General features: G+C 59.9%; 11 protein-coding genes and 1 pseudogene. 8 read left to right on the top strand and 4 right to left on the bottom strand.

Going from position 1 to position 13,772, the window contains the following annotated elements:
* The 8 genes from AC6CID_RS13915 to AC6CID_RS13880 form a co-directional block, all read left to right on the top strand.
* Positions 1–885, top strand: an 885-nt coding sequence (locus AC6CID_RS13915) for an FAD-dependent oxidoreductase (protein WP_498354092.1), incomplete at its 5' end; no start/stop codon positions are given.
* Between the two features lie 190 nt (positions 886–1,075).
* Complete coding sequence (locus AC6CID_RS13910) at positions 1,076–1,564, top strand: MarR family winged helix-turn-helix transcriptional regulator (RefSeq protein WP_498354091.1); 489 nt, start codon at positions 1,076–1,078, stop codon at positions 1,562–1,564.
* 125 nt (positions 1,565–1,689) lie between these two features.
* Positions 1,690–2,898, top strand: coding sequence for a CaiB/BaiF CoA transferase family protein (locus AC6CID_RS13905; protein WP_498354090.1), 1,209 nt, complete (start codon positions 1,690–1,692; stop codon positions 2,896–2,898).
* A 43-nt stretch (positions 2,899–2,941) separates the two neighbouring features.
* Positions 2,942–3,640, top strand: a complete 699-nt coding sequence (gene isoH / locus AC6CID_RS13900; protein WP_498354089.1) for a 1-hydroxy-2-glutathionyl-2-methyl-3-butene dehydrogenase — start codon at positions 2,942–2,944, stop codon at positions 3,638–3,640.
* Between the two features lie 63 nt (positions 3,641–3,703).
* Positions 3,704–4,420, top strand: coding sequence for an iIsoprene-epoxide--glutathione S-transferase (gene isoI / locus AC6CID_RS13895; protein WP_498354088.1), 717 nt, complete (start codon positions 3,704–3,706; stop codon positions 4,418–4,420).
* Positions 4,421–4,435: 15 nt separating this feature from the next.
* Complete coding sequence (locus AC6CID_RS13890; RefSeq protein WP_498354087.1) at positions 4,436–5,185, top strand: glutathione S-transferase family protein; 750 nt, start codon at positions 4,436–4,438, stop codon at positions 5,183–5,185.
* The gene (locus tag AC6CID_RS13885; protein WP_498354086.1) at positions 5,182–6,612 is read left to right on the top strand and encodes an aldehyde dehydrogenase family protein; all 1,431 of its coding nucleotides are present in this window, start codon (positions 5,182–5,184) and stop codon (positions 6,610–6,612) included. The genes AC6CID_RS13890 and AC6CID_RS13885 overlap by 4 nt, the downstream gene beginning before the upstream one ends.
* A gap of 161 nt (positions 6,613–6,773) precedes the next feature.
* A complete protein-coding gene (locus tag AC6CID_RS13880; RefSeq protein WP_498354085.1) occupies positions 6,774–7,697 on the top strand; it encodes a helix-turn-helix domain-containing protein in 924 nt (307 codons plus the stop codon).
* A 339-nt stretch (positions 7,698–8,036) separates the two neighbouring features.
* Here the strand turns inward: AC6CID_RS13880 and AC6CID_RS13875 are convergent.
* The 4 genes and pseudogenes from AC6CID_RS13875 to AC6CID_RS13860 all read right to left on the bottom strand — a co-directional run bounded on the left by AC6CID_RS13875 (position 8,037) and on the right by AC6CID_RS13860 (position 13,699).
* A pseudogene (locus AC6CID_RS13875) lies at positions 8,037–9,430 on the bottom strand (IS1380 family transposase).
* A gap of 518 nt (positions 9,431–9,948) precedes the next feature.
* On the bottom strand, positions 9,949–10,293 hold the full coding sequence (locus AC6CID_RS13870) for a helix-turn-helix domain-containing protein (RefSeq protein WP_498354084.1): 345 nt from the start codon (positions 10,291–10,293) through the stop codon (positions 9,949–9,951).
* Entirely contained in the window at positions 10,277–11,428 is a 1,152-nt protein-coding gene (locus tag AC6CID_RS13865) for a tyrosine-type recombinase/integrase (RefSeq protein ID WP_498354083.1), read from the bottom strand. The genes AC6CID_RS13870 and AC6CID_RS13865 overlap by 17 nt, the downstream gene beginning before the upstream one ends.
* 699 nt (positions 11,429–12,127) lie before the next feature.
* Positions 12,128–13,699, bottom strand: a complete 1,572-nt coding sequence (locus AC6CID_RS13860; protein ID WP_231781427.1) for an FMN-binding glutamate synthase family protein — start codon at positions 13,697–13,699, stop codon at positions 12,128–12,130.
* Positions 13,700–13,772: the final 73 nt, after the last annotated feature.

The following is a 13,772-nucleotide window of genomic DNA, read 5'->3' as shown; positions in this document are numbered from 1 at the left end:
CTCATTGGGCTGGAGATGGCGGAAGCGGCTCGACGACGTGGCTTCGAAGTTCTTCTGATGACGCGGTCGCGGGTGATGAGTTCTCTCGACCCGGAGATGAGTGACCTTGTGGAGAAGGAACTCACTGCTGCTGGAGTGCATGTTGTCACCGGCACTACCGTGACGGGACTAAAAGTGAACCCAACTACCGGCACAGTCACGCACGCGTACGCCAGTGATGGCAACACCTATCAATGTGATCTGCTGGTCTCCGCCCTTGGAGTCATGCCGTCTACGAACTTCATTCCTGCCGGATCGGTACCGCTCGGGCGACATGGCGGGATCCAAGCCGAGCCTGACGGCTCGGTAATCCCCCACGTCTGGGCCGCAGGGGATTGTTGTGAGGCCCGCCACCGCGTCACCGGACAGTGGTCATACATTCCGTTGGGTACGCACGCCAACAAGCAGGGGCGTGTAGTGGGACAGAATCTGTTCGGTGCCGAAACCCGATTCGATGGGGTGCTAGGTACCGCGATCACTCGATTCTCGATCGACGACAGCTATGTCGAGATCGGCCGGACGGGCCTGAGCTCGCGAGAGGCCGAACACGCAGGGATAAGTGTCTCGGCACTGTCGACCTCGGGTCGTACGGCAAGCGGGTACATGCCCGAGGCTGCACCGATCACGACGCGCATCATCGCAGAAACCTCCACGCGAAAAGTCGTTGGCGCGCAGATCGTTGGAGGCCGCGGGGCGGCGAAGCGTATCGACACCGTCGCCACAGCAATTTGGGGAGCACAAACCGTCGACGACCTAGCCGGCATGGATCTGTCGTATGCCCCTCCCTTCGCGACAGTGTGGGAGGCAGTGCAGCTTGCCGCTCGCCGCCTGGCCGACCGTATGTAGTCAGAAATTTTTCTGTAAGCGGTCTGCAGCAGCGGCACTTGTTTCACCCTGGGCGAGACGGCTATCCCTCAAGTTTTTTCGGACCGAGTGTGAGAATCTTAGTGGTATGGCAAATTTATCAATAACTGAAACCGTCAACGGGGAAACTCGGTCGCACGGGTCGTCGACTGTCCGTGACGGAGTCGATCAGGTGATCGAACAATGGAATCGGGAACGTCCGGACATCGATGTCACTTCGATGGGGATCGTTACGCGAATCTGGCGTATCGCACGTCATCTCGAGCGACATCGGGAAAAGAACCTCGCCGCATGGAACACGGATCGTGGCACGGTTGACATACTGAGCATGCTCAGAAGGTCAGGAGAACCGTATCGCCGTACCGCTGGGGATCTGACCAGGCATTCGTTGATCACCTCAGGAGGGGTGTCGCAGCGCCTTGAGAAACTAGAACGCGCTGGTCTGGTGACCCGTCGGGTGGATGCCGAGGACCGTCGCAGGGTCGAGGTTGAGTTGACCCCTAAGGGCGTCGAACTCGTCGACTCCGTCTTTGGCGACGTCATGGACCGCGATACGGGGACGCTAGCGGATGCGCTCAATGCAGATGAGCGCCAGATGCTGATGATCCTCTTGCGGAAGTTGCTTGCCTCGCTGGAGCCGGTCGAGACCGCAGGGGCCTAACCGCCGGTTGTGCGTTCCTGGGTTCTGCCAGGTCTCCAAAACTCTTAGTAAGAAATAATTGACGACTAAGAGGAACGCCGATAGAGTCATTCATGTAATCCACATCACGTCCCAGGAGGGTAAACATGAGCGGTCCCATGACAGGAATCCGAGTGCTCGACTTGTGTTCTATGATGTCCGGCCCTTGGGCAACCGACATCCTCGGTGACCAGGGCGCGGATGTCATCAAGGTCGAGGTTCCCGGCAAGGGCGACCACGTGCGTGAACTGGCGAATCAGTCGAACGGAATGTCGGCAATGTTCGTCAACGTCAACCGATCTAAGCGTTCGCTGACACTTGATCTGAAGAACCCCGAAGGTGTCGCGGTGTTCCGCCGGCTGGTGGCTTCGGCTGATGTCGTGGTGCAGAATCTCCGTCCGGGAGTTGTCGAACGTCTGGGCGTTGGCTACGACGATCTCGTCGAATACAACCCCAACTTGGTGTATCTCTCGATCAGTGGATTCGGTGAGCGTGGTCCGGCCTCCAATCAGCGCGTATACGACTCGCTGATCCAAGCCCTCAGTGGACTGACAACGGTGCAGGCGGGATCCGACAAGGAACGCCCCCGATTGATCCGAACGATCCTGCCCGACAAGCTCACCGCCATCGTCGGGGCGCAGGCCATCTGCGCTGCACTATACGCCCGACAGCAGACCGGACACGGTCAGCACATCCGGTTGTCGATGCTCGATGCGATTCTTTCGTTCTTGTGGGCGTCGGACATGGGTGCTTACACCTTCACTGACAAGCCGGTTCCGCTGGAAGAAGATGGCAGCTTCATCGACCTCATCTACCAGACCAAGGACGGTTACATCACCGTTGCGACGAACACCAATGGTGAGTGGATCAGCATGTGCCAGGCCCTCGGTCACCCTGAATGGACCGAAGACGAACGGTTCTCCACTCCGGCCGGCCGCACCAAGTACATCAATGAACGACTTGAGCTTATTCAGAGTGTCCTGATCACCAAGACCTCGGCGGAGTGGATCGAGGCGTTGAATGCACACGATGTTCCTTCCGCGCCGATTCTGAAGCGCTCAGAAGTGATCGTTCACCCCCAGGTTGAAGCGTCCGAGACGATCATCGAATACCAGCACGAAGTCGCTGGCGGTATTCGTCAGACTCGTGTACCTGCCAGGTTCCTTGGTACGCCCCCGGAGACTCCGCGTGGCGCTCCGCGACTGGGAGAGCATAACTCCGAGATTCTGTCCGAAGCTGGTTTCGACGCCGACGAAATCGTCGCTCTTGTAGAAGCGAAGATCATTGGCAACGAACAGGATCCGGTCCCGGCCTGACCAACGTTTCTAGGTCAACACGAGCACAGAAGGAAGAGTGGGCATGAGTACCAAATTGATCATCGGAGCAGATAAGGGAATTGCACACGCAATCGCCGTCGCGCTTCATGAGCGGGGTGACAACGTTCTTGCTGCTACATTGGGCGACGGCGAGGATCTTGTTGCGAAAGGAATTGCTGTAGCACCTAATACGGATGTCACCTCAGACGACGCAGTTGCAGCACTTGCCAAGCGAGTGGCAAACGACGACCTCGAATTAGCTTGGCTTGTACACGTCGCCGGCGTTATGTTCCTTGACACGCTCGATACCGTCGATTACGACGACGTGCGTCGGCAGTTCGAGATCAATACGCTAGGCCCCTTGCGCACAGTTCGTGCCCTCCGTGACAGACTTGCGTCAGGCGCCAAGGTCGGTGTCTTCACCAGCCGCGTCGGATCGTTGAACGACAACACCAGCGGTGGCGACTACGCCTATCGCATCTCCAAGGCCGCCGCCAATATGGTTGCTCGAAATTTGGCCGTCGACCTCGGAAAACAGGGCGTAGCGGTTCAGGCTCTCCACCCGGGGCTGGTCAACACCAATCTGCTCGATGTTATGAACCCCGAGGACAAGGAGAAGGCATCTTCCGTCCTTGTTACGCCCGAGTCTGCAGCCGCCGGGATCATTTCAGTACTCGACGGACTGACCATCGAGCAAGCCGGTCGTTTTCAGCACGGAAACGGCGACATTCTGCCCTGGTGACCTCTGCGTGGCCTACATCACCGGTACACGGCTCACCTTCCGGAACAGACAAAGGAGTCTCACATGATCACCTTGTACCGTTTTATCCCGGCATGGGACCTTCCCTGTATCAGTCCGTTCGTCACTAAGGTTGCCAACTACCTGGCTATGACGAATCAGCCGTACGAAATGGTGGAGCAGGACCTGACCACCCTGGGACAGGATTCGCCCACAGCAAAGCTTCCGCGAATCGTCGACTCGGATGGCACGGAACTCAACGACTCAAGCCGCATCGTTGCCTACCTCAAAGACAAGTATGGGGACAAGCTTGATGCGAACCTGACACCGGCACAGCATGCAGTTGGACTCGCCTTTCAACGTCTCATCGAAGAGCACTTCTACTTCGTAAACATTCTGCAGTCCCGCTGGCGGTACAAGGAAGCGTTCCAGGAATACATCCCCATCCTCGCTCCGGGAGTGGACGTTACTCCGGAGCTTGCCGAATTCCTTGAGAGCTACCGGCAGAAGATCGCGGCCGAGCAGGTCGGACAAGGCACCGGATTGCTGCCCGACCACCAAGTTCTCGAGCGTTTCAAGGCAGATATCGATGCACTCGATGCTCATCTGGGACAGAACAACTTCCTGCTCGGTGACGAGCCCTCCTCCTACGATGCCACCGTCTATGCGGCGCTGCGACACACCACCGATGTTCATTGGGACTGGGAGGGCCGCAACTACGCCCGGAAGAAGGCCAATATCATTGCGTACAACGACCGCATGCGTGAGCGATACAACATCTGACGTAGAGGATCCCTCGTGATCGATCTGTACTACGACCTGACCCCTAACGGTCGCAAAGCGCACATGGCACTCGAGGAGTTGAGTCTGCCCTATTCGGTGCACTGGGTCGATGTGAAGAAGGGGCATCAATTCGCGCCGAGCTTCACCGCGATCAATCCCAACAACAAAATCCCGGCGATTGTCGATCACGATGGTCCTGGTGGACGACCTGTAAGAGTGTTCGAGTCGGGTGCCATCCTGATGTACTTGGCGGAGAAGACAGGCCAACTGTTGCCGGTTGATTCGCGTGAACGTTGGGAGGCAACGTGCTGGGTGTTCTGGCAAGTTGCCAATCAAGGACCTGGTGCCGGCAATGCAGCCCATTTTGTTCAGTACGCGCCGTCGGTTGGAATCGTTGACGAGTACGCGACGGCCCGTTATCAAGCTGAGGTCCGACGATGCTGTCGCGTACTCGATGAACGTCTCGATGGGCGTGAGTTCCTCGTAGGAGATGATTTCACGGTCGCAGACATTGCCTGTTTTCCCTGGACACGAGTCCTGCGCGGCCAGAATGTCGACATAGGTGACTACCCAAATCTGGCCGACTGGTCGAACAGGATCGCGCAGCGGCCCTCTGCAAAAGCCAAGATCTCTGTCCCGGACCATGATGTGAGTCCGCCGACAGGATTGTCCGACAATGCATATGCGGCGTTGTTCGGGGTGGATCCTCGCGAAGTATCCGCTAGGACAGCAGCCGATGACTCTCATTCAGAAAGCAGACCATGACCATCTCAGCCGACAAGACACTTACGAGCCCACGGCTGACGATCGACGGATCGTCCCGCGACTCTGGCGAGAAATTATCAGTGATCAATCCCGCTACCGGCGAACCCTTCATCGAGGTTCCGAGCGCCTCTATCGAGCAGTTGGACGAGGCTGTATCTGCGGCGAATCGCGCTTTCAAGTCCTGGAGCACGACACCGCTGAAAGAACGTCAGGCGAAGATTCAGGAGGTTGGCCAGGTTGTTCGTGACAACCTGGACGAGCTTGCAACGCTGGTAATGCGCGAGCAGGGTAAGCCCATTGCCAATGCTCGGGGCGAGGTCATGGCCTCGTTGAGGCAGGTCGAGGTCTTCGGATCCATCGAGCTTGAACCCGAGGTGCTGCGGGACGACGAAAACGGTCGCGTTGTCCTAAGCTTCGACCCTATTGGGGTCGTTGGCGCTATCACCGTATGGAACTATCCGCTACTGGCGGCGATGTTCAAGCTGGTACCAGGTCTGGTTGCAGGCAACACCGTCATTATTAAGCCATCGCCGTACACGCCGCTCTCGACCTTGCGATTGGGGGAGCTGCTTCAGGGAGTGCTCCCGGACGGGGTTCTCCAGGTGCTATCGGGAGGTGACGAGCTCGGGAAAGCACTCGTTCAGCATCCTGAGGTGCAGAAGATTTCGTTTACCGGCTCGGTGCCGACGGGCAAGGCAATCATGGCGTCGGCTGCTGCCACCCTAAAGAGGGTAACCCTTGAACTCGGTGGCAACGATGCAGGGATCGTTCTTGAGGACGCAGATCCGGATGTCATCGGTGCAGACCTGTTCTGGGCGGCCTTCTCCAATTCGGGGCAGGTCTGCGCAGCACTCAAACGTCTGTACGTTCCCGAGGACAAGTTGGACGTCTATTGTGAGGCGATCGCCCGCGAGGCAGCTAAAGTCGTGGTTGGTCCCGGCGACAAGGAAGGTGTGACTGCTGGACCCGTACAGAACGCGGCCCAACTTGAACAAGTGAAGCGGCTTGCCGAAGCCGCCCAAAGTGGTGGCGGCGAAATCGTCTTTCAGGGGGATGTCCCTGAGGGGCCCGGGTATTGGTTTCCGACGACTATCGTCAAGGGCCTCAGCGAAGGAAACGCGTTGGTCGACGAAGAACCATTCGGACCGATCCTGCCCATCCTCACCTACCGCGACCTGGATGATGCGATCGAGCGGGCGAACGCTACGGTTTACGGCCTAGGCGCTTCCGTCTGGACGTCGGATCCTGATGGCGCGGTCGAGATTGCAGAGCGACTCGAAGCGGGTTCGGTGTGGATCAATCAGCATCCGGTCGTCACTGCCACCATCCCGTTCGGAGGCGTCAAACAATCCGGCGTCGGCGTCGAGGGATCGATTCTCGGATTGAAGGCATACACGAACCCTCGCGTGCTCAATATCAAGCGCTGATCAGGCGGTCTCGAACTGTTGCGATGAGCGACTAACGCCTCTCCTCGGAGAGAACATTCAACGTCCCGTGTCGGTCCAGGTGAAGCCGGCCGGCACGGGACGTCCCCCAGCCCGGCCCGATAGCCGGTTCACAAGTCCATGTTTGCCAGGAAGGATCGGCGATGTCATCGATGCTGTCCGACGAGACGGGGATCCTTTCAAATACCACCCGTTGGGTAGGGCAGATGGATGGAGGCGGAATCGGCTACTTGAAGCTAGAGAAGAGACGCCAAGTCGGGTCGGTGAAACTAGCAGAAATCGGCGGAGATTCCGGCGATGAGTTCTCTGATAAGGAGCCTTGCGACTCTGCTGGTGAGATCGAGCTTATGCTGCAGCTATCGGGCCGCTCTGCGATACGACAAGATGGGCGGCAAGTAGCCCTGACTCCGGGCGATTTTTCGATCATTAATGTATGCGGCCCGTACAAGATAAATTTTGAAACTCGTTATAGGTGCCTAATAGCGTACATTCGTACTGATTTCGTACCCATCAAGCCGAATGAACTTCGCTTGCTGACCGCAACGCGTGTGCCGGGGCACGGTGGATTAGGAAAGCTTGCTGCGCAATTTCTGATCAATGTAGCGGAGCAAGCGCTGATCAGTGATCTGCAAGCAAATCATGATTTATCTAACGCAATTATCAACATAATTACAGCTGCGCTGCTCGCACAGGCTCGTCCTGAATCGCGCGAGACGGTCGGCCCGCGTCGTCTAGCGCTCTTGCACCAGACTAGAGCATTCATCGAAGCACGCTTGGATGATCCTGAACTCAGTCCCGCTGTGGTCGCACGGGCGCATCATATCTCAGTGCGCTATCTACAGAAGCTTTTCGAGTCAGAGGGGACTACTGTGAGTGACTGGATCAAGCGACGGCGACTTGAGCGCTGCAAAATTGAACTTATTGATCCAAAATTTGAGTCCGAATCCATCGGCATGATCGCCGCACGTTGGGGTTTCACGGATTCTTCGTATTTTTCTCGCGTATTTAAAATGAACTTCGGCATCGCTCCACGAGAATTTCGTGTTGATGCTGCAAGCGTGGAATGATTTCCACGGCATCTAGGAAAAATATTCTGAAGCAGAATGAAGGGCGATGGTTAACGATTGTGTCGTCAAGTCGGTTGTTGTCGTTGGGCAACCGGAAGAACTGGTACATATGTTGCTCGTCAACTTTCATCAATCAAGAATCCTAGATGGCGCTTGTTCGCGACCTAGCCTCGATCTTTCTTGAGTCCGGTGCGCCGGCCTGAGCGTCTTCGGATTGGATGTGGAGACCGCGGATCCGGTGTGCGTCCACGATCGACTACCCGACACGGTCGGGTGACGTCGGGGTCCACGGCCCCGAGCTGAGTGTCCTTTCGTCTCGATGAAGAAGATACGTGCAGGTCAAGCAGGTGCAGGTAGCGCTGCAAGCCTGTTCAAGCCGGCCACGAGAACATCGGCACCAGGAGCCGTCGCGGCCAGCCGCAGACGAACACGACGGGCATGCCGGGCGATCTTCCCGGCGATCGACAGCACCCGCAGCCGTAGTCGTTTCGGTTCCCACCGCCGCGCCGGAGTGTCGGTGAACGCGAGCATCTGCATCCACGCGGTCAGCTCGCATGCGAGTTGCACGAGCGCGAGCCAGATCCGGTTCTGGTCGTAGCCGTGCAGCGGAAGATTCTGTAGTCCGGTGACTTTCGCTGTCCGGATCCGGTCCTCACACCGAGCCCGCCGCCGGTGCCGCAGCTCCAGATCCGGAAGTTGCCCTCTGCGGGTGTTGGTGATGAACGCGGTCAGGCGCAGGCCGTCGCGGTCGGTGAACCGCAACTGCGCACCCGGATGTGGGCGTTCCTTGCGGACGATCACGCGCATGCCTTTCGGCCACGTGGACAGGTCGAGCAGGTCGGTGATCTCGGTGACCCAGGCCCCGTCGCGGACCTGCCCGTCGGCGTCGTAGGCCGGGGTCCACGCCTGTTCGGGGACCAGATCGATTGCTTCGGCGTGGGTGTCGGTCAACCCGAATCCAACCGAGTACGAGAGCCTGCGCTTGGTCAGATACTCGATCAGTTGGTGGGTGCCGCCGGCACCGTCGATCCGGACCAGCACCTTCTTCCCGACCCGATATCCCGGATCGAACGGCAGCTGCGCCAGTGCGTCCTGCACGACGGTGATGTGGTCGGTGGCGGTGTTCGACCCGGCGTTGCCCGGACGCAGCAGCATCGCGACGGGTTCACCGGTGCCGTGCTCACCGTGGTCGACGAACGCACACAGTGGATGAAACCCGTAGCTGCGTTTGAAGGTCGGGGCAGCGTGTTCTTTGTCCGAGTGGGCGGTGACGAGGGTGGCATCGATGTCGATGACCAGTGGTTTCTGCTCGTCGATGGTGTGATCCGGTGCCGCGGAGCCGGCGGCGGTCCAGCTGTGAGCGCGAGCAGTGGCCCGGGCCCGACCGATCGCGGCCAGTGCGGTATCGGCGTCGGCGGCCAACACACCGATCAGGCGGGAGACGGTCGGATCGGACGCCACCGCACCGAACAGTTCGGGGTGAGCGCGTAGTTGTGCGATGTCGGCGAGACAGTCCCCACCGACCGCCAGGGAGACGGCCAGATCGAGCAGGATCTTGCCGGGATCGTGGCGTGCCAACGGTTTCCGGAACCGGGCGAGCTCGGTCGTCAATGCCGTGGTGAGGCCGGCTTTCTCTGCGGTGCGGAGCAGCAGGACGGATCCGGCGTGCGACACGATGCCGGTTCCGGTGGCCGATGCGGACACGTGTGGGTAGGGGACGTAGACTTGCTCACCTGAATGGTGCTCCTCGAACTGGTTGAAACTCGACCCTCAGCAAGTCGAATTATCCCAGTTCAGGGCACCATTCTTCGTCTTCGACACAGCCGCCCGATCAATCAGCACGAAAGCGCGAGGTTACGGAGCCAGACTATCGCGCTCATGGGTCGCGGCTGCGCGATGACCGCCTTGTAGAAGGGAGTGAGCTCCTGGCACAGGCTTCCGGACCCGTCGTCCAGGAGAATCGACAAATCATCTGTCACACAACAGCGGACACACATCTGTTGACGAAACAGATGGTCCTCGTTCCCACATCGAGTGCAGTAGAAGCTTCGAGGTATCTCTGCGCAATCCGCACAGATCGGCCGATCATCCGGGTCCAGGCCCGGCAGGAGTCGTTCACGGGAGCATCCCGGGCACATTCCACGTTTGCCGATTGCACGGTGGTAACACCGGCTACACACCACGCCCTCCGGCCACCGCCAGTAGACCCGGACATGACGATCGCACCGGGCGCATGGTGTGGCTGACATGTCTACTCCGCCGGACGGATCCGTGCCCGCTTCGGTCTGATCGTGCTGTTCAGATCCACTACGCCGCCACCACCACCGCCGCCTGCTGCCGTGGTTCTGCGGCTCGGGGTCGCCTCGATGCGGAACTGGCACAGATCTTCCACCGAGCAGTCGAGCGCATCGCATAGTGCGCCCAGCAGGGCCAGAGACATTCGATCCGGTCGCTGGCCGAGCATTCGATACAGCTGAGACGGGGAGAGGTCGATTCCGCGCTCGACCAACAGCGGTATGAGTTCCGAGATATTGTTCAAACCCCGCGCTGCCATAATTTCCCGGAGGCGCCACGAATATTCAACTCGTCGATTCACGATTCCTCCTTTCGTCCGGACCCTGTCGGACCGCTCGTCCCGCAATGCGCTCGAAAGCGTTCTGGACGACACGTGTGCGGTAGTCGGATGATACGTGCGTGTAGATCGACGTGGTGCTTGCGTGTTCGTGCCCGACTTGCTCCTGCACGAACCGCGCCTCATAACCGTATTCGATGAGATGGCTGACGTAGGATCGGCGGAGCGAATGAAAGTCGATGCCCGAGGCGAGACCGAGCTCCTTGCGGAATTGGTTGAACGTGTTGGATACCGAGCCCAGCGCGATACGGCTGCTGCGTTCCGTGCACCACAGGGCAGGGTTGTCCTCGTGTGATACTCGGGGCCGAATATCCTCGATCCATTGGACCAGACTCTCGACCGCCCAGTCCATCTCGGGAACGGTCAGGACACTTCGACGCTTCGGCGGGGAGCCCTTCATCGCCTTCCCGTACCGCACGTACAGAACGCCGTATCGACCGAACGAGGGAGCTTTCGGATTGAATCCGAAGTCGATCGTGTCGAGCATACGAACTTCGTTTCTGCGAAGTCCCCAGGCGTACGCCACCTTGAGCAGCACCGCGTCCCGAAAAGCTGGGATGGCTCCTTTCCTTCCCTGGGTCAGGATGCGTTCGACGCGATTGTCGGCGTGGTCGAAAAGGTCCTGAACTTCCTCCCAGGTCAGGGCTCGTTTCTTCGGTCGAGCGATCGCGTCCTGGGTGTGGCGGGCGGTATTCCATTCGTGGCAGACCTGGGTGGGGTGAGTTCCGAATCGTTCCTCGCATGCTTCGGACCATCCATATGCAGGATCGACGAGATATGCCAAGAACGCCCGCAGTGCCAGTTGATAGCCCAAAAGTGTGCTCTGCGCCAAGCCGTGGATCGCCCGACGCTGCATGAAGAATTCGTCGACATCGGCAGCGGACCATTCCCACGGCTCACTGCCGGCAAAGGCGTGAAAGCGGCGGACGATCGCCTCTCGTGCGTTGACGGTACCGAAGCCCAGATTGCGACTGAGTTGCTGGTTTCGCCATCCGTCGAGCATGGCCTGAAAGACCTGCTCTTCGGGTCGGAGCAGTGCCACACCGTCGGCAAGGTGCAGCGACGCATCCCCAGGTCCACGGCGATCCGAACGACCCATGGAGACCCCCTCGCATTGTGCGCGAAATATTCGCACATAATGCGAATGTGGGTCAAGGTCGCCAGGTCAGAAGGGTGGAGAGGATCCACTGACCGGGTGAACATCCCCCGTGCGAGCGTGGGATAGCGGGATTCGGCGAGGAGGCGGAGCTCGGCAGATGGGTAGGGAATCCGCAGTTCAGCGCCTGCGTGAGTCGGTCGACACGGAGTGGTTGTCTCGTTCCGCCATGTGGACGTCACGGGTTCGCATGTCGCGCAACTCGTGACGCTTGATCATGGATAACCCCGATTATCCATCAAATGCGGAAGGGGTGATGGTGGCCGGTGGGCCGTAGAAACACTCCGGGGCGTGATGCCTTCGCGGTGCCCGACGCGCTGTCGGACATAGAGGTGTCCCATGCGCGCGGTCGCCCCGGCAGCATGGCGTTGCTCTGTAACGGACACGGCATTCGCGTGTCACTGCGACTCGGTGGCGGTCGATACGCAGTGATCGGACCAGTGGCTGGAATCGCCGTCGGGAACGGCTTCGCGGAGTCCCGCCCGAGACTGGGGGTCGGATCGACTTTCCGGAGACGCCGCGCCCGGCATCGACGATCGGGGCAGACGGATCGGTCATCGCTTGCAACGTCCGAAAGTCGCTAGTTAACATAACGAGGCATTATCGGCCGCATCGCTTTGTCGATCTTTTGACCACAGGTGATTACGAGGTCGCCGTCGACTCCTCCGTCCCACCCGGTGTCGTCACCGCTTCCGCGGTCATCAGACGCGTGATCTCCTCCCGGTCCGCCTGCGACGGCAGTCCCCACCCGTCTCGGTAGCCGTACAGCTCCCGCAGGGTGACGGCGCGTCGATTGCCGTCGGCGATCTCGATGTCGTCGACAGTGATGAGGCCGGGATGCGCCACACCCGTCGCCTGCGCGATCTTGAACACGTCGCGGCGGAGGGCTTCGATGTAGTCGGCGACGCGGTCGGCCTTGGTCGGGACGTCGAGTCCTCGGGTGAGCCAACGGTTCTGCGTCGCCACGCCGGTGGGGCACCGGTCGGTATGGCATTTCTGCGCCTGGATGCATCCGATCGAGAACATCGGTTCGCGGGCGACGTTGACCATGTCGCATCCGAGCGCCATCGCCACCACCGCGTTGTCGGGCAGGCCGAGTTTGCCGGCACCGATGAAGGTGACGTCGTCGGTCAAGCCGGCTTCGGCGAATGTCGCGTAGACCCGCGCGAAGCCGCTGCGGAACGGAAGCGATACGGCGTCGGCGAACACCAATGGTGCAGCGCCGGTTCCACCTTCGCCGCCGTCGATGGTGACGAAGTCGACTCCGCGGTCGGTCTCGCTCATCTGGCGTGTGAGTTCGTCCCAGAAGGTCGTGTCGCCCACGGCGGACTTGATCCCCACGGGAAGTCCCGTTTCGGCTGCGAGCAGTTCGACCCAGTCGAGCAGGCTGTCGATGTCGTGGAACTCCGTGTGGCGCGACGGGCTCACGCAGTCCTTGCCGACGGGGATTCCACGGACCTCGGCGATCTCCGGGGTGACCTTGGCTCCGGGTAGCAATCCGCCCAGTCCGGGCTTGGCGCCTTGGCTGAGTTTGATCTCCAGGGCACGCACGGGTGCCGATTCGACGACCCGCTTCAGTCGTGCGAGGTCGAAGTGTCCGTCCTCGTCGCGGCACCCGAAATAGCCGGTGCCGATCTGGAAGATCAATTCTCCGCTGTTGCGGTGGTACGTCGTCAGGCCGCCTTCACCGGTGTTCTGCAGGCATCCGGCCGTCCCGGCACCCCGGTTGAGTGCTTCCACGGCGGCACCGGACAGCGAACCGAAGCTCATCGCCGAGATGTTGACGAACGACTCGGGACGGAAGGCCCGGGTACGTCCCCGGGCAGCGCCGAGCACCTTCGCGGACGGGAGCGACACCTTGTCGCCCCCGTGAGGGGCACTCGACGGCGGCAGGTCCGAGAACGTGCGGTGCTTGATGATCGTGTACCCGTCGGTGTACTCGATGTCGTTGTCGCTGCCGAATCCGAAGGTGTTGGTGACGTTCTTCGACGAAGCGTATATCCACCGGCGCTGATCGCGGTTGAACGGCCGTTCCTCGTTGTTGTTCGTCGTGATGTACTGCCGCAGTTCGGGTCCCAGCGACTCCAGCAGATAGCGACCGTGCCCGAGAATCGGGAAGTTGCGTAGCAGCGAATGGCGCTTCTGCACAAGATCGTAGGCACCGACAGCGGCCGCCGCAGCGGCCGGGATTCCGAGCATTTTCGACCGTCCCATTTCCCGAGAGTACGTCCGGGTGGGGGCTGCGCGATGCGGGTCCGGGCGTAATCGTCGACCCGTTTCGGCAGGC

Source organism: Rhodococcus sp. GQ147 (assembly GCF_059759155.1).
Note: the sequence above shows the minus strand (reverse complement) of the source record. Positions and strands in the feature narration are given on the sequence as shown.

Bases quoted from the DNA above. Each gene is read 5' to 3' on its own strand.
- AC6CID_RS13905 (WP_498354090.1), top strand. From the start codon at position 1,690: ATGAGCGGTCCCATGACAGGAATCCGAGTGCTCGACTTGTGTTCTATG.
- isoH (WP_498354089.1), top strand. From the start codon at position 2,942: ATGAGTACCAAATTGATCATCGGAGCAGATAAGGGAATTGCACACGCA.
- isoI (WP_498354088.1), top strand. From the start codon at position 3,704: ATGATCACCTTGTACCGTTTTATCCCGGCATGGGACCTTCCCTGTATC.
- AC6CID_RS13885 (WP_498354086.1), top strand. From the start codon at position 5,182: ATGACCATCTCAGCCGACAAGACACTTACGAGCCCACGGCTGACGATC.
- AC6CID_RS13880 (WP_498354085.1), top strand. From the start codon at position 6,774: ATGTCATCGATGCTGTCCGACGAGACGGGGATCCTTTCAAATACCACC.
- AC6CID_RS13865 (WP_498354083.1), bottom strand. From the start codon at position 11,428: ATGGGTCGTTCGGATCGCCGTGGACCTGGGGATGCGTCGCTGCACCTT.
- AC6CID_RS13860 (WP_231781427.1), bottom strand. From the start codon at position 13,699: ATGGGACGGTCGAAAATGCTCGGAATCCCGGCCGCTGCGGCGGCCGCT.